Origin of the sequence: Nocardia bhagyanarayanae, assembly GCF_006716565.1 — a bacterium.
GTDB lineage: Bacteria > Actinomycetota > Actinomycetes > Mycobacteriales > Mycobacteriaceae > Nocardia > Nocardia bhagyanarayanae.
The window spans coordinates 3,236,284-3,260,551 of record NZ_VFPG01000001.1 but is presented as its reverse complement, the minus strand read 5'-3'; the positions used below and the strand labels follow the sequence as shown (position 1 = coordinate 3,260,551).

General features: G+C 68.5%; 13 protein-coding genes. 5 read left to right on the top strand and 8 right to left on the bottom strand.

Annotated elements, in window-relative coordinates; translation table 11 throughout:
* Positions 1-14: 14 nt before the first annotated feature.
* The 3 genes from FB390_RS13655 to FB390_RS13645 form a co-directional block, all read right to left on the bottom strand.
* Positions 15-773 carry an ATP-binding protein gene (locus FB390_RS13655; RefSeq protein ID WP_141809288.1) on the bottom strand — a complete coding sequence of 253 codons (759 nt, stop codon included), beginning with the start codon at positions 771-773 and terminating at the stop codon, positions 15-17.
* Between the two features lie 56 nt (positions 774-829).
* Positions 830-1,309, bottom strand: coding sequence for a Dps family protein (locus FB390_RS13650; RefSeq protein ID WP_141809287.1), 480 nt, complete (start codon positions 1,307-1,309; stop codon positions 830-832).
* Between the two features lie 79 nt (positions 1,310-1,388).
* Positions 1,389-2,066 (bottom strand): PAS and ANTAR domain-containing protein, encoded by a 678-nt coding sequence (locus tag FB390_RS13645; RefSeq protein ID WP_141811746.1) that lies wholly within the window; start codon positions 2,064-2,066, stop codon positions 1,389-1,391.
* Positions 2,067-2,170: 104 nt separating this feature from the next.
* Here FB390_RS13645 and FB390_RS13640 point away from each other — a divergent pair, with 104 nt between their 5' ends.
* Positions 2,171-2,422, top strand: coding sequence for a hypothetical protein (locus FB390_RS13640; protein ID WP_141809286.1), 252 nt, complete (start codon positions 2,171-2,173; stop codon positions 2,420-2,422).
* Positions 2,423-2,496: 74 nt separating this feature from the next.
* Positions 2,497-4,146, top strand: coding sequence for an alkaline phosphatase D family protein (locus FB390_RS13635; protein ID WP_141809285.1), 1,650 nt, complete (start codon positions 2,497-2,499; stop codon positions 4,144-4,146).
* A gap of 38 nt (positions 4,147-4,184) precedes the next feature.
* Here the strand turns inward: FB390_RS13635 and FB390_RS13630 are convergent, their stop codons facing one another.
* Together FB390_RS13630 and sigK are read right to left on the bottom strand one after the other, a co-directional pair.
* Positions 4,185-4,904 (bottom strand): anti-sigma factor, encoded by a 720-nt coding sequence (locus tag FB390_RS13630; protein ID WP_141809284.1) that lies wholly within the window; start codon positions 4,902-4,904, stop codon positions 4,185-4,187.
* Positions 4,901-5,563, bottom strand: a complete 663-nt coding sequence (sigK, locus tag FB390_RS13625) for an ECF RNA polymerase sigma factor SigK (RefSeq protein WP_141809283.1) — start codon at positions 5,561-5,563, stop codon at positions 4,901-4,903. Before sigK ends, FB390_RS13630 begins: the two co-directional genes overlap by 4 nt.
* 105 nt (positions 5,564-5,668) lie before the next feature.
* Here sigK and FB390_RS13620 point away from each other — a divergent pair, with 105 nt between their 5' ends.
* From FB390_RS13620 to FB390_RS13610, 3 genes are all read left to right on the top strand, one after another.
* Complete coding sequence (locus FB390_RS13620) at positions 5,669-6,256, top strand: TetR/AcrR family transcriptional regulator (protein ID WP_141809282.1); 588 nt, start codon at positions 5,669-5,671, stop codon at positions 6,254-6,256.
* Positions 6,253-7,269: a DMT family transporter gene (locus FB390_RS13615; RefSeq protein WP_246124006.1), complete on the top strand. Its 1,017-nt coding sequence runs from the start codon at positions 6,253-6,255 to the stop codon at positions 7,267-7,269. Before FB390_RS13620 ends, FB390_RS13615 begins: the two co-directional genes overlap by 4 nt.
* A gap of 299 nt (positions 7,270-7,568) precedes the next feature.
* Positions 7,569-8,798 (top strand): cytochrome P450 family protein, encoded by a 1,230-nt coding sequence (locus FB390_RS13610; RefSeq protein ID WP_141809281.1) that lies wholly within the window; start codon positions 7,569-7,571, stop codon positions 8,796-8,798.
* 64 nt (positions 8,799-8,862) lie between these two features.
* Here FB390_RS13610 and FB390_RS13605 read toward each other — a convergent pair whose 3' ends face one another.
* From FB390_RS13605 to FB390_RS13595, 3 genes are all read right to left on the bottom strand, one after another.
* Positions 8,863-10,275, bottom strand: coding sequence for an amidase (locus FB390_RS13605; RefSeq protein ID WP_141809280.1), 1,413 nt, complete (start codon positions 10,273-10,275; stop codon positions 8,863-8,865).
* A gap of 172 nt (positions 10,276-10,447) precedes the next feature.
* Positions 10,448-15,736, bottom strand: a complete 5,289-nt coding sequence (locus FB390_RS13600) for a non-ribosomal peptide synthetase (RefSeq protein WP_141809279.1) — start codon at positions 15,734-15,736, stop codon at positions 10,448-10,450.
* Positions 15,733-24,258 carry a type I polyketide synthase gene (locus FB390_RS13595; protein WP_141809278.1) on the bottom strand — a complete coding sequence of 2,842 codons (8,526 nt, stop codon included), beginning with the start codon at positions 24,256-24,258 and terminating at the stop codon, positions 15,733-15,735. Before FB390_RS13595 ends, FB390_RS13600 begins: the two co-directional genes overlap by 4 nt.
* Between the last annotated feature and the right edge of the window lie 10 nt (positions 24,259-24,268).

Genomic DNA, 24,268 nt, shown 5'->3' with positions numbered 1-24,268 from the left:
CTGCCTCGACACGCTCACAACAGCAGCGAACGCCGCTGATCCGCCAGCGTCGCCCACACGACCTTGCCGACCGGCCAGCGCGGTGCGCAACCCCAAGCCCGCGCCAGCGAGGCCACCACGTGCAGACCGAACCGGGCCGGATGCCCGGCGGCCGGTTCACGCAACATCGCCTCTTGCGGATCGGCGTCGGCCACCGCGATCGTGAGCGACCCGCCCTGGCATTCCAGGCGCAGGAGCAACTCGCCGAAAGCGTGCAGCAGCGCGTTCTCCACCAGTTCGGTGGCGACGAGCAGCGCGTCCGTGCGGACCGGGCCGACCTCCCAGCGATCGCACATGCGGGTCACGAACTGGCGGGCGTGCATCGACGAGACCGTGCTCGGCGCCAGTTCGATCGCCGCGTCGCGCCGCGGCGGCGCGGGCGGCAGGGCCCGCAGCGCGTCCTCGATGGACGGGAACGTCGGCACCCGGTGCCTGGCCGCGACGGTCGCCGTCGGGTTCGCCAGCCCGGCGGCCACCAGCACGATCGGCACGTGCGGCCAGTCGCTGACCCGCACCCGGGCGGACGCGCACGCGGTCGCCACCGCGTCCTCGACCAGATCGAGGTCGTCGACCACCACGATCACCGCGCGCGGGCGGTCGACGGCGTACCGCACCAGGTCGTCGCCGAATCGGCGATAGCCGTCCCAGTCCAGCACTCCGCTCGGCCGGAGCACCGTGCAACCGGCCAGTTCGGAAGGGCGCCAAAGCAGTGCGCCGCGACGGAACCCGGACATTTGCCCTCCATCCGCCCCACGCCGGTCGGCGGCGCGCGGGCGGTGGCCTATCCCGCTCACGCCGTCGCCAGCTGCGCCTGCCACATCCAGTGCAGCTGCTCGAGGCGCGCGGCGATCTCGATGAACAAGTCCTGGGTCACCGGATCGGCCTTCTCGGTGGCATCGATCCGCTCGCGCAGCCGGGAGATCACCGCGGCCAAGTTGCCGACCACCGCGTCGATGACCTCGGAGTCCTGCTGCCAGCCGTCGGGAAAGCCGATCGCGCCGGACTTCTCGGCAACGGTCGCGGCCCGGCCGTCCGGGCTCACGCCGATCGCGGTGGCGCGCTCGGCGGCCGAATCGGTGAACTCGCGTGCCGCGGTCACCAGTTCGTCCAGTGCCAGATGTACCGAGCGGAAGTTCCGGCCGATCACGTTCCAGTGCGCCTGCTTGGCGATCAACGAGAGGTCGATCAAATCGACCACGGTGCCGCGCAGGGCCTCGCCCGCGATGCGCTGCTGTTCCGGATCGAGGGTGCTCGTGATGGGCTGAGTCATCGCTCGTGCCTTTCTCGTCGTCGGTCCGTGTCAACGACGGGCTACCCAGCTTCGGAGCGTCGAATCGAACCGGCGATCCTCAGTCCGGCGCGATGCGTTGGTGCAACGTGAGCAACAGGTGATCGAAAGCGGTCTGCACACCGGGACGCACCGGCGGCAGCGTGCTCATTTCGGTGAGAAGCTGCGCGGCGAGGGTGCGCAGTTTGATGTTGGTTTCCTGCGACCGCCACCGCAACACGCGGAACGCCTGATCGGCGTTGATGCTGTACACGCTCATCAGGACGCCCTTGGCCTGCTCGATCACCGCGCGGGCCTCGAACAGCTCGGGCAGTGCCTCGTCCAGGGTCTCCCTGCGTTGCTCGTCGATGGCGTCGGTGAGATCGATGTAGTAGCCCGCGGTGCCGATGGGGTGGCCCGCGTCGTCGGTCATCATGTCGCCGAGCACGAGCACGGGATGGACGCGGCCGGTCGTGTCGACGATGCGGTGCCTGCTGCAGAACGGCGCGGCGTTGCGCTGCGCGTTGGCGATGGTGTCGGCGACGAGCTCGCGGTCGGCGGGATGCTTGTGCGAGAGCAACAGCTGGGTTGTCGGCGTGACGCTGCCGGGCGTGTACCCGTACATCAGGGCGACCTCGTCGGACCACTCCCAGCGCTGGTCGGCGAACCAGAAGCGGAAAGTTCCCGCGACCTGCGGACGGCCGACGCTCACCACGTGCGCGACCACACCCGCGGGCGTCTCGGGGGTCAGCTCACCCATGTCCGTCACGGAACAAGTATGCCCTTTGCCAGGCCGACCTCGGCCTCTACAGCAAACAGTTGGCATCCGGGTTTCCCACTCGGCGGGCCGGGCACCCGATAGGCATGGACGACAACGCGAAGCAGCCGCACACCACGGTCACCGAGAGCGATCTGCGCGAATTGCTGAGCGCGAGCGCCGACGCATGCCTGGTGCTGCTCGAGGGTCGCGTCGAGATTGCCGAGGGCTCCGCGGACGGTCTGACCATCGCGACGCGGGACGAGGTCGCCGGTCGCGCCGGAGCCGATCCGGACAGGACCAAGTTGAGCGAGCTGGCGGCGGAACTCTCCAGCGAGATCCGGCTCCAGGGGGCCTGAGACGCGCCGGTTTCCCGCCGAGCGCCCTGCGATCGGCGGCGGAGAGTCGCGCCCGATCCGATGTACCGTGATTTATGGGCGTGTCTCGGCGGCAGATGTTGCGGTTCGGCGCCGCGGGATCGGCCGCGGTGCTCGTCGGCGCGTCGGCGGCCAGCAGCGGGCGGTTCCGCACACCGCGCTGGTCGGCGGATCCGTTCACGCTCGGGGTGGCTTCCGGTGACCCGACTCCGGACGGCGTCGTCCTGTGGACGAGGCTGGCGCCGGACCCGTTCGCGCCGGACGGCCACGGCGGCATGATGAATCACCCGGTGACGGTCGACTACGAGGTCGCCGACGACGAGCTCTTCCACCGGGTGGTCGCCCGCGGTTCGGCCGTCGCCACCCGGGATCTCGCGCACAGCGTGCACCCGGAGGTCAACGGACTCGCGCCGGACCGCTGGTACTACTACCGGTTTCGCGCGGGCTCGGTGATCTCGCCGATCGGGCGCACCCGCACCGCGCCGCCGCACGGACAGCCGACCGCGCGCATGCGCTTCGCCTTCGCCTCCTGCCAGTCGTGGAGTTCCGGCTACTACACCGCCTACGAGCACCTCGCCCAGGAAGACCTCGACCTGGTCGTGCACCTCGGCGATTACATCTACGAGCGCGCGTGGGTGCAAGGCCGCCAAGGACTTTCGCTGGGTACGGAGTTCCAGGACGAGGCCGTCGACCTGCCGACCTATCGGCTGCGCTACGCGCTGTACAAGGCCGAGCAGCCGCTGCGCGACGCGCACGCGGCGTTCCCGTGGCTGGTCACCATGGACGATCACGAGGTCGACAACAACTGGGCGGCGGGCTCGCCCGGTCTCGGTATCGACGTTCACATGATTCCCGCGCTCTTCCGTCGCCGTCGCGCGGCCGCCTTCCAGGCGATGTACGAACACCAGCCGCTGCGGCTCGCGCAGCTGCCGCGCCGCTCCGGCATGCGCCTGCACCGCCGCTACCGGTTCGGCGACCTCGCGGAGATCACCATGCTGGACACCAGGCAGTACCGGACGCCGCAGGCCTGCGGCGGCAACGTCACCGCGGGCTGCGGCGACCGCTTCGATCCCGATCGCACCATTCTGGGTGCCGCACAACGTGATTGGTTGCTCGACGGCTTCGCGTCCTCGCCCGCACGCTGGCAGATCGTCGGCAATCAGGTGGGCATGAGCCAGACCGACAGCGATCCCGGTCCGGACCTGGCGGTGTCCACCGACTCGTGGGACGGATACGTGGCGGATCGGAATACCGTGCTCGGCGCGGCCTCGGACCGCGGCGTCCGCAACCTGGTGGTGATCACCGGCGACCGGCACCAGAACCACGCGGCCCACCTGCGCCGCGATTACGCCGATCCCGAATCACCGGTGGTCGCTTCGGAATTCACGGGCACCTCGATCACCAGCGGGGGCGACGGCGCGGACATGAACGACACCGGACGGCGCCTGCTCGCCGCCAATCCCGATCTCGAGTTCTTCAACGCGCAGCGCGGCTACGTCCGCGTCGAACTCGACCACGGACTGTGGCGCAACGACTTCCGTGTCGTGCCGTACATCCGCCGCACGGGCGCGCCCATCCACACCCGCGCGAGTTTCGTCGTGCAGGACGGGGTGCCCGGTGTCCGGGAAGCGTGGCGTCCGGAGGCCCCCGCCGAGCCGATGCCCGGTTCCGACATCGTCGCGGGACCTACCCGCGGAACGCGCTGAACCTCAGCGGTGCCATCGGAGATCGCGGCCGCCGCCGGTCAGCCGAGGGCGAGCGCGGTGATCGGTGTCGACGTCGGCAGCGGCGACCCGCCGGGCGGTTCGATCGTCATCGCCAGGGCGTCCGAGGGATGGAACCGGGTGACGAACGGCGCGTCCGGGGTCGGCGGCTGCGCGAGGACCCCGACCGAGCGCGGCGGACCCTCCGGCGGCACCAGCCAGAGCTGATAGGACCGCCCCTCTTGGAGTGCGGGCACCCCGTCGAAGATCACCGTCGCGGCGCCCAGTTCCGCGGAGGTGGTCACCAGCAGCCTCCCGCCGCCCTCGACCGCCGCGGGCCGGGTCCTGATGTCGGCTTGTTCCCGTACCAGCTGGGCCGTGATGTCGGGGCTTGGCTGGACCGTGTCGCGGCCGAGGAAGACCGCCGCGCCCACCCCCACGCCGACCGCGACGACGAGCGCGGCGGCCGCCGCCAGCCATCGCGGGCCGGTGCGGCGCCTGCCGCCGCCTGCGGGACCGTCGATCGCGGCCAGGATCACCGCCTCCAGTTCGGCGGGCGGCGCGACGCTGTCGACCACCGTCATCGCCGCCACCGTCTCGCGGACGCCGCGCACGGTGTCGTCGAAGGCGGCGGCCGTGGCCGCGTCCACGGCGTCGACGCGATCGTCGATGGTCGCGCGCTCGCCGTCGCTGACGGCGTCCATCGCATAGGGGAAAGCCAGGTCGAGCAGGTCCGGGTCGGGAGACTCCGCGTCGATCAACTGGATTCACCTCCGGTCAGGCAGGTCGCGAGTCGCCGCAGTCCGTCGCGGATGCGGCTTTTGACGGTGGGCAACGGGACGTCCAGCTGGTCGGCGACCTCGCGGTAGGTGCGCCCGCTGTAGTACGCCAGCGCGAGGGCTTCGCGCTGCATGCTCGTGAGCGTGCCCAGGCAATCGAGCACGGATTGCTCGTCGAGGCGCTGGCCGACCTCCTCGGCGACGATGTCGTGGTCTCGGCCCAGGTGGCTGTGGCCGTACACGATGTCCCGGTCGGCGGTCGACTGCTCGGCGCGGACACGGTCGACCGCGCGCCGGTGCGTGAGCATCATCAGCCAGCCGATCGGGCTGGCCCGGTTGCGGTCGTACGTCGCGGCCGTCGACCAGGCCTGGAGATACACCTCCTGGGTGATCTCCTCGGCCGCGGCCCTGCTGCGCGCGATGCGCATCGCGAGGCCGAACACGCGGTGGCTGGTCGCGCGGTAGAAGTCGGTGAACGCTTCCCGGTCGCCGTCGCCCACGGCGGCGAGCAGGTCCGCGAGCCAGCGGCTGCGTTCGGCGGCCGGGCCGTGGTCGGACGTGGAGCACGGCGGTGCCGCCCCGTTCGCCGCTGGGTGCCGGTGCAACCGGATGACGCCGCGTTCGTCCGGATCATCCGCCATGCTTCGCCATCTCCCGCATAAGAGGTGCTTCGCTGCGGATCGAAATTCGGATGGGTTTTCCGAGCATAACTGGGTAGACTGACCTACCTAATTTGGAGGTGTGACATGGACCCATCCGGTCAGCGGCGCCGACCGGCTCGGGAGCGCCTGCTGGAGGCGGCGGCGCGGCGCTTCTACGCCGACGGCGTGGCGGCGACCGGGATCGACACGATCACCGCCGATGCGGGCGTGGCGAAGATGAGCCTGTACAACAACTTCGCGTCGAAGGCCGAGCTGGTGCGGGCATATTTGGACGCGCGTCACGAGGAATGGCTCGGGCTGTACCGGGCGCGGCTGGAGCGTGCCGAGGGTCCGGCCGGGGCTGTGCTGGCGATCTTCGACTCCTACGCCGACCACGCGGCGTCGGCGTACGAGCACGGCTTCCGGGGGTGCGGGCTGCTGAACGCGGCGGCGGAATTGCCGGCCGGTGACGAAGGCCGCGCGGTGGTACGCCGCCACAAGGAAGAGGTGGAGTCCCTGCTGCGAGGTCACCTCGAGCACTTGCTTCCCGGGCGTGACGAGGAAGCGCGGGCGCTGGCCGAGCACCTGTCGTTTCTGTTGGAAGGCGCGATAGCGCGCGCCGGGCTGGAAGGCGAGGGCGCCCGCTTGGACCGTGCGCGCTCGATCGCCGCCGACCTGCTGGACAAGTTGTGAACCGCGTCGGGGCGCCGCATCCGGGCGTCGGCCGTGCCGTCGCTCGGGAGCGGGGATCGGTGCGGGTGGGTGCGGTGTGCGTGCTCGCGGCGTCGTTGCTGTGGGCCACGACCGGCACCGCGGCGAGCTTCGCTCCCGAGGTGGGACCGCTGGCCATCGGCGCGATGGCCATGGGTGTCGGCGGCCTGCTACAGGCGCTGCTCGCTGCTGGGCCGATCACCCGCCAGGCGCGGCAACTGCTCGACCGGCGTGGCACCGTGCTCGTGGGCGCGGTCTCGGTGGCTGTCTACCCTTTGGCGTTCTACAGCTCGATGCGACTGGCCGGGGTGGCGGTGGGCACCGCGGTCTCGGTCGGCATGGCGCCGCTGGCCTCGGCCGTGCTCGAGCGGGTTGCCGACCGGCGAAAGCTCACGCGCCGTTGGCGATTCGGCGCGGCACTGGGCCTGCTGGGGACGGTGTCGATCTGCGCGGCCGAAGCCACCGGCACCGGCCGCGCGGCGGGGCCGGAATCGGCCGGGGCCGCCGCACTCGGCGTCGGACTCGGTTTGCTCGCCGCTTCGACCTACGCGGTGTACTCCTGGGCGGCCCATCGCCTGATCACCGGCGGGATCGGCGCCCGCGCGGCAATGGGCGCCGTCTTCGGCCTCGGCGGGCTGGGTTTGGTTCCCGTCCTGATCACCACCGGCGGACCTCTCGTCGGCTCGTGGGGTAACGCCGCGGTGGGCGCGTACATGGCGGTGGTGCCGATGTTCGCCGGGTACGTGCTGTTCGGGTGGGGGCTCGCGCATGTCGCCGCGAGCACGGCGACCACCCTGTCGCTGCTGGAACCGGCGGGTGCGGCGGTGCTGGCGGTGCTGGTCGTCGGGGAACGCCTGCCTGTTCTCGGTTGGGTCGGCATCGCCCTCGTCTCGGGATGCTTGGCCGTCCTGACCGCGCCCACGCGGCGGAGGCGCACGACGGCGCGTCAGTCCGATACGTCCTCCGATCGCGCGCTCGCATCCGTCCGCCTGTGATGGGGCGGCGCGCGTCCCGCATGCATCGCGGAGCGTCCGCCGCACTGGTGCCGAGCGCACTCCGGGCGGGGCGTACGTCATGCCGCCTGCGGTGAAAGCCGTTCTCCCGCATCGCCGGTCGCGGTCCGTACCCCAGAATCGGGGGCGACAGCATTCAGGTGCAGTTCGGCGGCTCCGGCGGTAGCCTCTGTGGTGGGCACGAAAGCGTGTTCACGACAGTTCTTTTCGAAGTCCGGGGGATGCGCGGGGGCAGGTAGCTGTCTACATCGTCGCCTTCGGCCGCGCAGGGAGGCACCCCAGTGACCGACGAGAAACATCGCATCGCGGCGATATCCATCGATCCGCTGGTACGTGATCTCGCCGGTGAGACCGAACGACTGCGAGCCGCGGGCCCGCTCGCTCGGATCGAGCTGCTCGGCGTGCCCGCCTGGAGCGTCACGGAACACGCGGTGGCCCGCAAACTCCTCACCGACCCGCGCTTGGTCAAGGACATCGATGCGTGGTCGCTGTGGACCTCCGGAACGGTGACCAGGCAGTGGCCGCTCATCGGCATGATCGACACCGGTCGTTCGATGTTCACGGTGGACGGCGCCGAACACCGGCGCTTGCGGATCAAGACCACCCAGGCCTTGACCGCACGCCGCCTGGACGCGCTGCGCCCCGCCATCGAACGGCTCACCGACGAACTGCTCGACGATCTCGACGCGGCGGGCCGCGACGGGTCGGTCGTCGACCTGAAAGCGCTCTTCGCCTATCCGCTGCCGATGCGCGTCATCAGCGAACTGATGGGCGTCGATCGCGCCGATCACCCGATGCTGCTCGCCTGGTACAAGGCGTTCTTCTCCCTGCTCACTCCGCAGGACGAGCGGCTGCGCGTCATCGACGAATTGGACTCCTACTTCACCGATTTGGTGCGCGAGAAGACCGCCTCGCCCACCGACGACCTCACCAGCGCCTTCATCCTCGCCGACGACGGCGGCGAACCGCTCACCGAAGAAGAGGTCGTCGGCAACCTGAAGGCGCTCGTCGCCGCGGGCCACGAAACCACCGTCGGCCTGCTCCTGAATACCTTGCGCGCCTTGCTCACTCACCCCGAGCACCTACGCCGCCTCCGCGACGGCGACCTCGAATGGAAAGCGGCCATCGAGGAAACCCTCCGCTGGGACACCCCCGTCACCCACCTGCTGATGCGCTTCGCCACCGAGGACATCCCCGTCGCCGACACCGTCATCCCCGAGGGGGACGGCGTCGTCCTCTCCTACCGCGCCATCGGCCGCGACACCACCCTGCACGGCCCCGACGCCGACACTTTCGACCCCACCCGCCCAACCTCCCACCGCCACACGGCCTTCGGCCACGGCCCGCACATCTGCCCCGGCGCCGCCCTCGCCCGCCTCGAAGCCACCATCGCCCTCCCCGCCCTCCTCACCCGCTTCCCCACCCTCACCTTGGCGGTCCCCGCCGAGGAAATCCACAACCTCCCCGTCCTCACCCAAAACGACCTGGAATCCTTCCCAGTGCGCTGGTGAACCGTGATGCACCTGGGCGGAGCGCTTCAGCGAAGTCGCTCCACAGGAGGTTTCGCCGGCGAGCTCAGTCGCGCAGGTCCGCGGTTATTCGCGGGAAAGGGTGTTCCGCTTCGAGGAGGTAGCCGATCTCGAGGAGGGTGCGCTCGTCTCCGTACGCGGCGCTGCACATTACGCCGATGGGCAGTCCGTTGGGGCCGAGGCCAGTAGGTAGTGAGATAGCTGGTGATCCGGTGATGTTGTTGATCGGTGTGTAGCCCGCGTATCGGAACAAGCGATCGATGAGTTGGTCGGCGGGCACCGTCGGACTCAGGTAGCCGATCGGCGGGACGGTGTGGGTGGTCACCGGCGAGAGCACGAGGTCGTAGTCGGTGAAGACGCGGTCGTAACTCTGCCTCGCCCGGCGCAGCCGGTACAGCGCGCCCGCGCTGCCGACGAAACGTTCCCGGTGGTATCGGCCCAATCCCTTGGTCAGGTCGTCGAGCGCGGAACGGTCGAACGTGCGACCGTGCAGGATCTTGCCGGTCAGCGCCGCCATGTGCGCGAGCAACGCCCAGTACAGCAGGAAGTCGTCGGCGAGCCGCCGGGCGAACGGCACGCCCAATGCTTCCACGTGATGTCCGGCCTTCTCCAGCAAACGCGCCGCCTGCTCGACGGCGGCGCGGGTCTCGGCGTCCGGCTCGTCACCGGTTCCCGAACCGAGCAGCACACCGATGCGCAACTGCCGATCCGTCGGACCCTCGACAAACCCGATCGGAGTCAGCTTCGGGTTACGCCAATAGCGCTCGGCCGCAGCGGTATACGCCGCGGTATCGCGCACCGTCCTGGTCAGCACACCCTCGGAGATGAGCTTGATCGGTAGTTGGCGGGCTTGGACGTTGTCCAGATGCCGGAACCGGCTCGGCTTCAGCGCGACGAGGCCCGCGCACGCGGCCGGGATACGCAACGATCCCCCGCCGTCGTTCCCGTGCGCCACCGGCACCACCCCCGCGGCGACGAGCGCCGCACCGCCACCGGACGATCCACCCACCGAGTACTCCGGATTCCACGGGTTGACCGTCGGCTCCGCGTTCTGGAATTCGGTCGTCGGATTGAGCCCGAACTCCGGCAACCGCGTCTTGCCCAGCAGCGTCACCCCGGTACTCAGGAACTGCCGCGTGTACGCGTCGTCACGCGCGGCGGGCCGCGGCCGGAACGCGACACTGCCGTGGCGCGTCGGCATCCCCGCCACATCGGCATTGTCCTTCAGAAACGTCGGCACCCCGAACCACACGCCCGACCGCTCCCCCGTGAACCGCGGCCGCTCGTAACAATCCAGCTCGACGGCATGCAACACCGGCTCCACTCGCTCGGCCCGCGCAATCGCCGCCCGCGCCACCTCCTCGGGACTCACCTCACCGGACCGGACCAAAGCCGCCAGCGCGACGGCATCGTGCTCGGCGAGGACGTCATCGGTAAAGGCGTGTACACGGTCAGCCATAACGCGCTCACAAAGGTGATCGAGGTCCACGAATTCATGGACAGTCGTCCAGTTTTAGCCATGGTACGCCCACTCCACCACGCGCGAAGTGCTTCCGCGGGCAATCGTCACGACGCCCTGCGGCCATGGTGCGAATACCAGGCCGCAGGACGCCGCGCGATTCGGTTATGGATCAGAATCGGTAGATCGCACACCCCACGCGGATTCCCGCACCGACGGCGACGATCAGTCCGACGTCACCATCGACGGCGAACCCACTGTCCCGGCAGTGTCGCAACGCTGCCGGGATCGAGGAAGTGAACAGGTCGACGCCATCGACGGTGACATCGACGACACGGGAGCGCGGAACGTCTATGCGCTCAGCCAGGCGGTCGAGGAACTTCGTCGATATCTGCGGGCCACAAACGACTCCGATATCCGACAGCGACAATTCGAGCCCGGCCAGGAATTCCGCCACCGTCTCGCCGATACGCGCGAGGTAGACATCCTCGAGCGCCGGAACCCGCGAAACCTGGAGACCCTCGGCACCGTGCATTCGGTTATAAGAGGACAACGCACCGATGTCGGATGGATAGGTGGCGAAATGGAAATCGGTGAAGCCCGTGCCGTCCTCCGATCCGGTCAGCAGCAGCGCAGACCCGCCGTGCACGATCCCGCGAGTCGCCGCGAGCCTGCCGGGCACGTCCGGGTCCGCTTCGGCTGCGACAACCAGCGCCGCCGGGGTGTCTCCCGCGCCGATCGCCGTCGCCGCGATATGGCACGCCGCAAGAAATCCGGTGGCGCCGTCCATCACGTCGAAGGCGAGTGTGCCGCCGTCGAACGGTTCCGCCGGGTCGTCGTTGATGTGCAACTTGCTCGCGACGAAGGTCGCGGTGGCCGGCTCGATCATATGGCCGTCGCGCAGCATGCCCGCGTACAGGAGCAAACCGATATCGGACGACTCGACGGTCGATTGCGCGAGGCATGCCGAGCCGGCGTCGACCGCCAGATCGACAGCCGTGTCGCCGTCCCGTGCCGTCGCGATCGCGATCGCCTCGATTCGCACTCGTCGCGGCTTCGGGGCGACGTACTCGCTCGACGCGGGCGGCGCCGACACGTCGCCGCCGCGCATCCGGTTCGGAAGGTCGTCGAAGGTGTACAGGGCCGCCCCAACGGTCTGCCCGGAACCGGTGACCCCGAAGAGCATTCGATCACCGGCCCGGATGCTGCCCTTCCGCACCAGATCATGGATCGCGACGAAATGCGTTGTCGAAGCGGTGTTGCCACGTTCGGCGAGGTTGTACACGACCTTCTCCGGATGGGCGACGGGCCTGCCCGCGAGACGGTTGATCGTCGCGGACGCGTCATCGATGGACGCCTTGGAGGTCTGGTGCACCAGGATGTGGTCCACGGACTCGGCAGACCAGCCGTGCCTGCTCAGCATGCCTGCCGCGAACGGTATGGATTTCCGTACGGCGACCGCGGTCTGCTCCACCGCCTTCGTATGCATGATCGCGCCGCCGTGCGGCTGGTCGGTCCGTCTGCCGATGCACAAGTCGCTGTACTTGCTGAGGCTGCGCAGCCGAAGATCATGAAATCCCGTGTGCCCGTCGGTTCCCCGTTCCAGAATGAGCGCGGCCCCCGCATCGCCGACCGTCAGGCAGGCCAGACGGTCGTCGAGAAGGTCCACGATTTCTCGCTGGGCGGTGTCGATGATGTGCGAGATGTACTCACCGCTGACGACCATGGCCCTGCGGACGCGTCCGGTACGCAGGAAGCCGTCGGCCACCGAGATTCCGGTGAACATCCCGGCGCACGCGTTCGAGATGTCGAAGCTCAGCGCGTTGTCGAGCGCGAGCAGGGTCCGCAGCCGCATCGAACTGCTCGGCTCGTAGACGAACCGATGGTCGGGTCCCTCGATCTTCGAGATGTTGGTGCAGATCAACAGGTCGATGTCGGCTGCGGTGTGGCGGGACAGAGACAAGCACCGATGGGCGGCCCGTAACGCCAAGTCGATCGAGAATTCGCCCGGCCCGACCCGGCGGCGGGTTCGGATTCCGGTGAGCTGCGCCAGCGGAATCCCGACCGGCCGCGCGCATCCGGCCAGTATCTCCTCGGTCGAGACGACGTTGTCGGGGAGATAGACGCCAATGCTTTCGATCACGGTGTTGCCTGCCCTCGGCACGGGCCGATCGACGGCGGTCGCACCAGCGGGCGCGGTATAGGAGTCGACAAGTGCAGTGCCGCTACTGGTTTCGTGCAGACGCGGAGCCTCTCCATCCTCGACCGACCGAGCGATCGCGCTGATCGTCCGATGCCGGAACAGCGTCTCGGGACTCACGGTGATCCCGAGTTCGCCCGCCCCGGTGCAGATCTCCATGATCTGCGTCGACGAGCCGCCGAGTTCGAAGAAGTCGTCGTCGGCACCGATGCGGTCCACCCGCAGCGCCTTCTGCCACAGTCCCGCGAGAGCGATCTGAATCGGTCCTTCCGGCGGCTGGTACCGGTCGTCGATGCCGGGACGCTCGGTGGGAGGTTCTGGCAACGCGCGGTAGTCCCGCTTGCCGCTGGGCGTCGTCGGAATCCGATCCAGCGGCACGAAGTGGGCGGGAACCATCGCATCGGGAAGACGTTCGCGCAGCAGGGCACGCAGATCCCCGTCCGTCGGTAGCGCCGCCAGGTCCGCGGGCACCACGTACGCCACCAGACGCCGGGAGCTCGGATCGTCGCCGTCGGCGACGACCACCGCCTCGCGCACCGACGAACTCGCCGACAGAGCGGCCTCGACTTCGGCGGGCTCGATGCGAACACCACGGATCTTCACCTGCTGGTCCGCGCGCCCGAGGTACTCGATGGCGCCGTCCGGGCGGAACCGCGCGAGGTCGCCGGTCCTGTACAGCAGAACACCGGGCTCGGCGGCCCACGGGTCTTCGACGAAGCGCTCGGCGGTCAGTTCGGGTCTGCTCACATAGCCCTTGGCGACGCCGATTCCGCCGATGTACAGCTCACCGGTGACGCCGATCGGCACCGGGTTCCGGTGCCGATCCAGCAGATGGATGCGCGTGTTCGCGATGGGTCGCCCGATCGGCACGACCGGGTCCGGGTCGTCGCGGCGACAGTCGTAATACGTGACGTCGATGGCGGCTTCCGTCGGCCCGTACAGGTTGTGCAGGCTCGCCGGAAGCAGGCCGAAGAATTCGTCGCGCAGATCCGCTGTCAGCGCTTCACCGCTGGTGATCACCCGGCGCAATCCCGTGCACTGCCGCGCGCGCATGTCCGCAAGGAAGATGCGCAACATCGACGGCACGAAATGCACGACGGTGACTTCGTTTTCGACGATCGTCTCGGCGAGGTATCCGGCGTCCAGGTGACCGTCGGGTTCCGCGACCACCACACGCGCGCCCGCCACCAGCGGCCAGAACAGTTCCCATACCGAGACATCGAACGTGGCCGGAGTTTTGTGCAGTACCGAATCCTGTGCCGACAGTGGATATTCGCGTTGCATCCACAGCAGGCGATTGCAAATCCCCCGATGAGTGTTCACGACGCCCTTCGGTATCCCGGTGGAGCCCGAAGTGAACATCACGTAGGCGGCATCTCCGGGACGGGGCGACGCGGCGGCCGGATCGAAGCCGGTCGGTTCCTCCTGGGCGCCCTCGGCGTTCACCGTCCGCGCATCGCTGGGTAACCGGTCCCTGCTCGCGTCATCGGTGATCCACACCACGACCCGAGCCTCCGAAGCGATGGTGCGCAATCGCTGCGCCGGATGACGTGGATCGACCGGCAAGAACGCGCCGCCGGCGAGGAGCGCCGCGTAAGCGCCGATAACCGACATCTCCGAGCGTTGCAAAGCGATGCCGACCGCCTCCCCGGGTCGGACGCCCGCCGACTGAAGCAGACCGGCGAGATGCTCGGCTCTCCGCTGGAGATCGCGATAGCTGACGTGCTTGCCGCGGAAGGACACTGCGGTGGCATGCGGCGATCGCAGCACCTGATCGCGGATCAATCGTGGCAAGCAGTGGTCCTGGAACTCGTCGATTCGGGTTGCGTTCCAGCGCGCCATGTCCAACACCTCCGCTGGTGTCAAGATCGGAAGACTCCCGATCGCCCGGTGTGGCGTGGCGATCGCGGCGTCCAGGAGCACCGCGAAGTGGTCGGCGAGACGGCGGATCATCGACGCGTCGAACAAGTCGGTGTTGTATTGCAGCACCGCGGACAGTGTCCGCTCGCGCTCGGCGACCATGAGCATCAAATCCAGCGGCGCGCCGCCCTGGCGCAAGGTGGACGTCTCCAGCCGGAGCGAATCGTCGGGCAACTCGGCCAGCAGAGCGCCGGTCGACGCGCGGGAGGTCTCCCAGGCGAAGAAGACCTGGAAGATCGGCGAGTGCGCAGGATCACGCACCGGAACCAACTGTTCGGCAAGCACCGTGAACGGGTAGTCCTGATGCTCGACCGCTTCCAGCACTGTGCGGCGGACCTGCTGAAGCAACTCGCTGTAGCTGGGATCGCTCGCCAGATCCGATCGCAGAGCGACCGCGTTCACGAAGTATCCGATCATCCGCTCCGCACCCGGCATGCCGCGGCCCGCGATCGGCGATCCGACGACGATGTCGTCGCTTCCCGAGTAGCGATGCAGCAACGCCACGAAAGCCGCAAGGATCGAGATCTGGAGAGTGACACCCTCGGTCTTCGCCAGCTGACGCAGCGCCGCAGTCCGTTCTTCGTCTATCTCGAAGGCGTGCATGCGCCCGGCGAAGGTCTGTGTCGCGGGACGGGGCCGCCGTCCCGGAAGATCGAGTCGTGGTGGCGCGCCCGCCAGCCGATTCACCCAGTACTCCCGAAGAGCCTGGCCTCGAGGGCCATTCAGCAGGTTCTGCTGCCAGCGCACGTAGTCGCCGTAGCTTCGGTCCGCAGGTGCGACCGCGTTCGCTGGATCGATGTACAGCGCGGCGAGCTCGGCGATCAAGATGTCGAACGACCAGAAGTCCACAGCGATGTGGGCCATCGAAAGAACGAGCATGTGCTCCTCCGGGCCGAGCGACAGCACAGTCGCCTCCAACAGCGGCCCGTTCGCCAAATCGATCGGCCGCGCGAGCCGATCGTCGAGCCACCGGTCGAGTCGCTGGGAATGCCACGTCGACGCGTCCACGGTGTGCAGTGGAACGTTCGCGTCGGTCTTCTGGTACGCGACCGGTCCGTCGGGCGTCTCCCTGTAGACCGTCCGCAGCGGTTCGTGCCTGGTCGCGAGGGCGGTGAGCGCGGCCCCGAGTCTCTCGCGGTCCAGGCTGCCATGGATCCGACCCGCGTACAGCAGGTTGTAGGAGGAGCTGTCGGGAGCGATGCGCGAATGCAGCCAGAGGCCGCGCTCACCGTGCGACAGATCGCGTTCGGTGTCCTGTCGTGCTCGCCGCCGCAGAAGTTCTCTCAGCAGTTCGCGTTTCTCGTCGGCGCTGAGCCCGGTCGTATCCGGTCTGGCGTTCACGACGCAACGTCTCCTTCGGTGGCAAGAAATTCGGTCAACAGTTCTTCGACCGCGTCGTCGGACAGACTGTCCACACGGCCGAGCAGCTCTCCGGGAGTGAGCGATACCGGCGCGCTGTCGGAACGGTCCGCCGGTTCCGGCGGCGTTTCGACCTCGAGGCGCGCGACCAGCCAGGCGGTGAACTCGGTGATGCTCGGGCCTTCGAGGATCTTGACGAGCGGGACGGTCACCGGCAGCTCACGTTCGATCCGTGTGCGAAGCTCCATCGCAGCCAACGAGTCGAGCCCCATGAACCGCAACGGCTGGTCGCCGTCGATCGCGGCCGCGTCCATGCCGAGCCTGCGCGCGATTTCGGCGGTCAGATATTCCCCGATGATGCCGGTGCGATCCTCGGGCATCGCCTCGGCCAACCGGGCCGCGATGGCGCTGCGGGTTCCCTCGCCGACACCGGAGGTGAGCTCGGCGAATCGGGGTACCTCGAGCAGCGTGGCCAGGTCCGTCGACCACCCGGAAGGCCCAGCCGGAATCACCGTGGCGTGCACCGGGTTCGCGAGGATCAGCCGGTCCAGAATGCGGAGACCGTCCTGCGTACCGATCGCCCCGACACCCATCGCCCGTAGATGCGCGCTGCGGTCCGCTCGAGCGGCGAGACCGACCTCGCTCCACGGGCCCCACGCGATACTGATCGCCTGCATTCCGCGGCCCCGTCGGTATGCCGCCAGCCCATCCAAAAACGCGTTCGCCGCAGCGTAATTCGCTTGTCCAGGGGATCCCAGGACACCGGCCGCAGAGGCGAAGAACACGAGGAAGTCCAGCGCTGTGCCGGACGTGGCGTTATGCAGATGCCAGGCACCCGCGACCTTGGGCGCGAGCACGCGCATCAAGGCCTCCTCGTCGAGCCGGTCCACAAGCCGGTCGTCGAGCACGCCCGCGGCATGCACGATTCCCCGGAGCGGGAAGCTCGACTGCCCGATCACCCGGAACAGGTCGTCCACCTCCCGCCCGTCGCTGATGTCGGCTCGCAGCGTGATGATTTCCGCACCGCCATCGACGAGTTCGGCGATCGCCGACCTGGCGGAATCACCCGGGTCGCCGCGACCGACGAGGACGAGATGGCGGGCTCCGCGACGCATGAGCCAGCGAGCCACCTCGATCCCGATGCCGCCGAGACCTCCGGTGACCAGGTACGTGCCGTCGGCCGACAACCGCGGCGCCGCGACTCGAATTTCCGGAGCTTGCGCCTCTGGTCCGACAGTCAGCACGATCTTGCCGATATGGCGGGCCCGGGACATGTGCTCGAACGCCGCCGCGGCTTCACCGATGCCGAATTCCGTGACCGGGAGCGGCCGGAAATCGCCTGCGTCCACGCGGTCCAGCACCACTCCGAGGGTGGCTCCGAGCTCTTCTGGACGCTGTTCGGCCAGCGCGGCGAGGTCGACGGTGAAATGCGAGACGTTCTCGCGCAGCTGCCACATGTCGAGCGTTCGACGTTCCTGGATGTCCCGTTTGCCGATCTCGACGAACCGGCCGAACGGCCGAAGCAGGGCCAAGCTACGCGAGACGGCCGCGCCGGACAACGAATTCAGGACGACGTCGACCCCGGCACCGCTGGTCGCCGCGCGCACATCGTCGGCGAAGGACAGCGACCTGGAATCCATCACGTGGTCGACGCCGAGCGCCCGCAGATAGTCGCGCTTCTCGTCGCTTCCCGCGGTCGCGTAGATCTCGGCGCCGACCCACCGCGCTATTTGAATCGCCGCGAGGCCGACGCCGCCAGTCGCGGCATGTATCAGCACCCGCTCACCCCTCCGCAACCGCGCCAAGTCGCAGAGCGCTCGATACGCGGTCGCGAACGCGATGGGGATGGTCGCGGCGTCGGTCGCGGCGATCCCGGCCGGGATCGGCGCTGTCAGTACCGCCGGTGTGACGACGTAGGCCCCGAAAGCGGGAATCGCGACAGCTACCACCTCGTCGCCGGGTGCCAAGCCGCGCACTCCTTCACCTACCGCTACGATCCGGCCCGCGCATTCGGCGCCGAGCACGGGATCGACGCCGACGTCCGGTGGGATGATCCCGAGCGCCTCCACGACATCGTGGAAGTTCAGGCCGGCGGCATGCACCCGTATCTCCACTTCGCCGGGTCCTGGCGCGCGGCGAGGCCGCTCGCGCAGTTCCATGGTGTCGAGCAGACCGGACACCGGCTGGATCAAGGCATAGCCCTCGTCCTCTCGCGCCGTGCGCACCGTGGGAGGCGGACCCGGGACCCTGGACAGCCTTGCGACGTGGCGGCGACCACCGCGCAGAGCGAGTTCGGTCTCCGAGCTCGCGGCGATCAATTCGCGGCCCAAAGCATCGACCTCGCCCGCCGCCGCCTCGTGGTCCTGAGCCGCGGTCACATCGAGATCAATTCGAGTACAACGGAATTCCGGATGCTCGAACTCGATGGTGCGGGCCATCCCCCAGATCGGCGCGGTGATGGCGCCCGCTAATCCGGATCGCTCGGTATCGGACACCCGCTGGGCGCCCCTGGTGACAACGTAGAGCCGGGGCGGTGCGCCGTGCCAGTCGTGGCGAATCAGCGCCTGCACGAACCGGGTGAACCGCAGTGTCTGGGCGTGCACCTCGTCCACCGGTTCGGCAGTGATCGCTTCGGTGGCCGAGTACACCACCGCCGCGATGTGATCGTTCTCTTCCGCGAACTGCTCTGGCTTGGTATCCCAGCCGCGGACGGCCACCCGCTGTCCTGCGGCCAACAGCCGATCGCCCAGCTCTTGGACGAGCGGATCGTCGCCCAAGAGCACCGAGACTCCCCGCATCGCCTGCGCGGAGCCGTCTTTCAGGGGCTCGGCGTGCCAGCGCAGGGCGTGAAACCAGTCGTCCAGCGATCCGGACTCCGGGTGACCGGCGCTCGACTCCATGCGCCGCACTCGGAAGCCGAAGCCTTCGGCCAGCACCCGACCGTCCTCGGCCAGGATCTGGAAGTCGCCCTCGACTTCGTCCGCTTCGGTCGATGAGCGGCTGACCATGTAGCACTGCACCGCGTCCGGCAGGTCCGCGTATACCCGCAGCCGGTCCAGGCTCGTGGGCAGATAGGCGGCTCTCGAAGTCGGCCCCGAACCGCCCGAGAGTGCCGCGGCCAACAGCTGGAACGCCGTATCGATTCGAATCATATTGTCCGTCAAGGGAGTTCCGCTGGCCGGCGGCGTGCATCGGGCAATCGCCGCGCCGGCACGGCGGTCTATCCGCGAAATCCGTTGAAACGCTGGGCCATAGGTGAGACCGAGAGCAGCCAATCCACGATAGAAGTCTGGACCGGAAATCTGCTCGGGCCACTCGCCGGGCAGCGTGATCGATCGGGGCCCGGCATCGTCATCGAGCGCGCTCATCAGCCCGCCGGTCAGCTGCTGCCACCGTCGTTCCGATGCGAACTCCTTGCCGGAGCCGTACAGTCCGAACGAGGCGGACGCCGAACTGTCGCCGACCGATACCAGTTGAAGTCGGCGCACTACCCCCTCGCCAACGGTGAGCGGCGCGTCGAACCTCATGCCGCCGATCTCGTAGCCGCGCACGCCGAACCGCTCCTCGGCTACAGCGCACGCGACAGCCACATACATCGCGGCAGGTACGAGCGGAACCGACTGGACGACATGGTCGGCGAGTGCGGGCAAGGTCTCGACGGCGATGTCCGTCTGCCAGAGCGTGGTTCCCGCATGCACAGCGGAATCGATCCGCTCCAGCCGTCCCGGCCTGCGCTCGACAAGACCGGTCTGCTCGGCGACGCCGGTGACCCAGTGTCTTTCCCGCTGCCACGGATAGCGCGGCAGACGTACGAACTGCCCGCCCTCCGGGTACGACAGCCGCCATTCCACCGGGTATCCCGCACAATGGACCGCGGCGAGCGATGCCGACAAGGCGGCTCTCTCGTCGGTTCCACGGACAACGGATCCGAAGACAGACACCGGGGCGGTGCCCGCCGCTGCGCGGCTCGCCGCTTGGCGGGTTGCCCAGATCTCCGCGACGGAAGCCGTCAACACCGGGTGGGGGCTGATCTCGAGGAACACTTCGTAGCCGTCTTCGATCATCCGACCGACGGCCGCCTCGAATTGCACTGTCTCGCGCAGGTTTCGGCTCCAATACCAGGCCGACAGTTCTTCTTCGATCGGAGCTCCCGTCACCGTGGAATAGAGCGGCAGCGCGGCTTCGGCCGGGTCCAATCCGGACAGTTCCGCGACGAGCGCCGGGCAGAGTTCGTCCATCTGCGGCCCGTGCGAGGCGACGTCGACCTTGATCAACCGTGCGAACACATCCGCAGCAGCGAGCTCGTCGATCAACCGGCGGACCGCTTCCGGCGTCCCGGACACCACGGTCGAGCGCGGACCGTTCACCGCCGCGATGCCGACACCGTCGAATGCGGCGATCCTGGCGGCGACCTCGGCGGGCGACAGCTCGACCAACGCCATCGCGCCGCGTCCCGCGACCGAGCGCAACGCGGCGGCGCGATGACAGATCACCGTGGCGGCGTCGGCTAGATTCAGCGCCCCGGCCACGTGGGCCGCCGCGACTTCGCCCATGCTGTGGCCGACTACCGCGTCCGGTGTCACGCCGACCGACCGCCACCAAGCCGCGAGCGCCACCTGCACGGCGAAGAGCGTGGGTTGCACCACGCCGACGTCGTCCAAGCGGGCTCGTTCGGCGCTCGCATGGATCTCGTCGATCACCGACCATCCCGTGATCCGGCGGATCTCGCGGTCGGCGGCGGCCAACGCCTCACGGAAGGTCTGCTCCCGCGCGAACAGCTCGCGCCCCATCCCCAGCCACTGCGAGCCCTGACCCGAGAACACGAACGCGAGCTCGGGTGCGTGGTTACGACGACGCCCGGTGGCGACGGCCGGGCCGCTCTCGCCGCGGAGAAAGGCCGACAGGGACTCGGCGGCTTCGCTTTTCGAGTCGGCGACAACGGCGAGCCGATGGTCGAGGTGCGTCTGCCGTACGGCTGCGGAGTAGACCACGTCGGTCCAGTCGGGCGCGCCGGGAGCGTCGTCGGTCAGGACATCCCGGTACCGCTCGGCCAGCGTCCGAAGGGCATCGTCGCTTTGCGCGGAGATGGTCAGCACCGCGCGGTGTTCGAGCCTCTTGTTCGATGTCGCGGACGCCGAACCGGGAGCCGCGCACAGCACCGCGTGCGCGTTGGTGCCGCCGAATCCGAACGAGCTGACACCCGCCACCTCGCGACCGGTCGGCCATGCCTCGGTCTGCGTCGCAACGCGAAGTCCGGATACGGGGAAGTCGATCCCCGGATTCGGTTCCCGGTAGTGCAGACTGCGCGGAATAGTCCGATGGCGCAGCGCGAGAGCGACTTTGATGACCCCGGCTATTCCCGCGGCGGCCTCCGAATGTCCGATATTGGTCTTCACCGAACCGACGAGGCATTCGGCGCCGGGCGCGCGCCCTGCGGCGAGCACCGCCGAAAGGGCGCCCGCTTCGATCGCGTCACCGAGCAAGGTTCCGGTGCCGTGTGCCTCCACGTAGCCGACATCACGGGGTGCGATGCGGGCCTGCGCGTAGGCATTCCGAAGCACATCTTCTTGGGACCGTCGGCTCGGCGCGATGAGGCCGTTCGTCCGACCGTCCTGATCGACGGCGCTGCCACGAACCACCGCGTAGATCGAATGGCCGTTGGCGACCGCGTGCGAGAGCTTCTCCAGCACGACGATCCCCGCGCCCTCGCTGCGCACATAGCCGTCCGCGGCAGCATCGAATGCCTTGCAACGGCCGTCTGCCGACATGACGCCGGCGCGCGACATCGTTATCGCCAGCCCCGGCGACAGGATGACGTTGACACCACCCACCACGGCGAGGCTGCTTTCCTCCGATCGCAACGATTGGCAGGCCATGTGCAGCGCGACCAGCGACGATGAGCAGGCGGTGTCGACCGCGACACTAGGGCCGTGAAAATCGAAGAAGTAGGAAAGCCGGTTGGCGGCGATGCTGGCGGCATTGCCGGTTCCCGAATAGGCGTCGAGCCGGTCCTCCGAGGTGTAGAACATGCGACCGTAGTCGTTGGTGGAGATACCGATGAAGCTGCCGACCCGCCGGCCTCTGAGTCGCGCGACGTCCAGCCCGGCGTCGGACAGCGCCTCCCACGTCACCTCGAGCAGCAGCCGCTGCTGCGGGTCGATGTGCTCGGCTTCGCGCGGTGAGATGCCGAAGAACTCCGCGTCGAAACCGCGCACGTCTTCGAGGAACCCGCCCCATCTGGAACCGTCGTGATCCCAACGATCCTCCGGGACAGGGGTGACCGCGTCGGTACCGCGGGCCAGCATGTCCCAAAAGGCTTCCGGGCCGTCGGCGCCGGGAAACCGGCAACCGATGCCGACAATCGCTATCGGGTCGTCCGAAGGGCCCTCCGGCTCAGGCGTGGCCTGCGTAGCCGGGGCGGATGACTCCACAGCTGTAGGAGCGGCCAGGTGGCGCGCCAGTTCGGCGATCGTCGGGTACTCGTAGGCGATGGTCGCCGCCACGTCGGTGCCGAGATATTCGCCCAGTGCGGCGGCCAGCCGGACACCGCGCACGGAGTCCAAACCGTAGTAGGCGAAGAGCTGGTTCGGGTCGATCTGGTCCGCCGGTATCCGCAGCTCGTCCGACAGCTGGTCGATCATCCACCGCTCGAGTTCACGGACCGACACGGCCCGCGGCTTGTCGCCATCTCCCGTGGTGGGCGTTCCCCTATCGCCTCCCGCCTCGTTCGACGCGGGAATCACCGCAGGCGACCAGTCGCCCACGATCTTCAAGCCGCCGTCCGCCAGCCGGTCACGGCAGGCGAAGCGCTGCACCTTGCCGCTGGATGTGTTCGGCAGGCTGTAGCCCCGCACCAGCACCACGCGCGATACCGCGATCTCGTGGTCACGCGCTATCGCGCTCGCGATCGAGGCGGACATCGCCTCCGCGTCCAGATCCGCGAGATGATCACGGGCAACCTCCTGCACGATCACCAATTGATCGGAGTCCGCGCCCTCGACCGCGATGGCCGCGCCGCGCCCGCGCACCAGTCCGGGATGCGTATCCTGCACGGTGCTCTCGATATCGTCCGGGTAGAGGTTGCGGCCGCGGATGACGATCAGATCCTTCAGCCTGCCTGCGATGAACAGCTCTCCGTCACGGAGGAATCCCAAGTCGCCGGTGCGAAGGTACGGTCTCGAAGGACCTGCCGGACCGCTGAGCTCTGCCCCGAAAATCTCGGCCGTCGCCTCGGCCTGCCGCCAATACCCCTCCGCGACCGCTTCGCTGGCGACCCACACCTCGCCTACGACGTCGGGCGGGCACAGCTGCCGCGTCCGCGGGTCCGCGATCTCCACGTGTGTGCCGGGTTGCGGTCGACCGCAGCCGACCATGACCACGGAGTCGGCGTCCCCGTCCTGGGCGGGCACGATCCGCTTGTCACGCAACGCGCTGCGCCGGAGCCGCTCGTAGCGCGGCCCCTCGGGCCGTCGCGACCCGCTGACCAGGAGCGTGCCCTCGGCGAGACCGTAGACCGGCATCAACGCCGAACGCTGGAATCCCGCCGGTGCGAACGCCTCTGCGAAACGTTCCATCGACTCCTGCCGCACGGCCTCGGCGCCGCACATCGCCACCCGCCAGCCACGCAGATCCAGGTCCGCGCGTTCCTCCGGGGTCGTGGTACGCACGCATAGGTCGTAGGCGAAATTGGGCGCCGTGGTGACGATGTTGGACTTGCCCGATATCAACCGGAGCCATCGAATGGGCCGCTGCACGAAGGAGACCGGCGACATCAGGCTCGCGCCGAAACCCGAGTGGACGGTGCCGAGCACCCCGCCGACCAAACCCATGTCGTGGTGCAGTGGAAGCCAGAAGACGCCTTGCGCTTCCCGCACGGTATCGACCTCGCCCTGATCGTAGGCCGACCGAATACTGCCCAGGTTGTGCACGAAGTTGCGATGCGTCACCATGACGCCCTTGGGGTCGCCGGTGGACCCGGACGTGTACTGCAGGACAGCGAGATCGTCCGGTGCGGGAAAGGCAGTCGTGAGCAGCGTAGTTCCGATAGGTTCGGCAGCCGATACGTCCGTGGCGCACCACCGCAGCGGGCCGGCGACCTCGCTGGATTCGATTGCCGCTCGGTCACGTTCGAGCGATTTCGCCGAGTTCAGCGCGAAGCGCGCACCGGAATCGGTGACGATCTTCGCGATGCGGTGCGTCTGTCGTTTGCCGACCGGAGAATACGCGGGCACCGCTACCGCTCCGGCATACATGCAGCCGAAGAACGCCGCGATGAAGTGCAGCGGGTTCGCGTGCAGCAGCAGGACGCGCTCGCCCTGTGCGCCGGCGGTGCGCAGCCAGGTCGCGATGCTTTCGGCCCGGTCGTGCAGGTGGCGGTAAGTCCAGGCCTCGGCGACGGTCTCCCCGTCGGGCAGATGGGAGAAGACGATTCGGTCGGGATAAAGGTCTACCCGCGACCGTAGTAGATGAGCAACGGTCGGTGCGTACAGCGTTTCATTTTGCATTACATCAGCT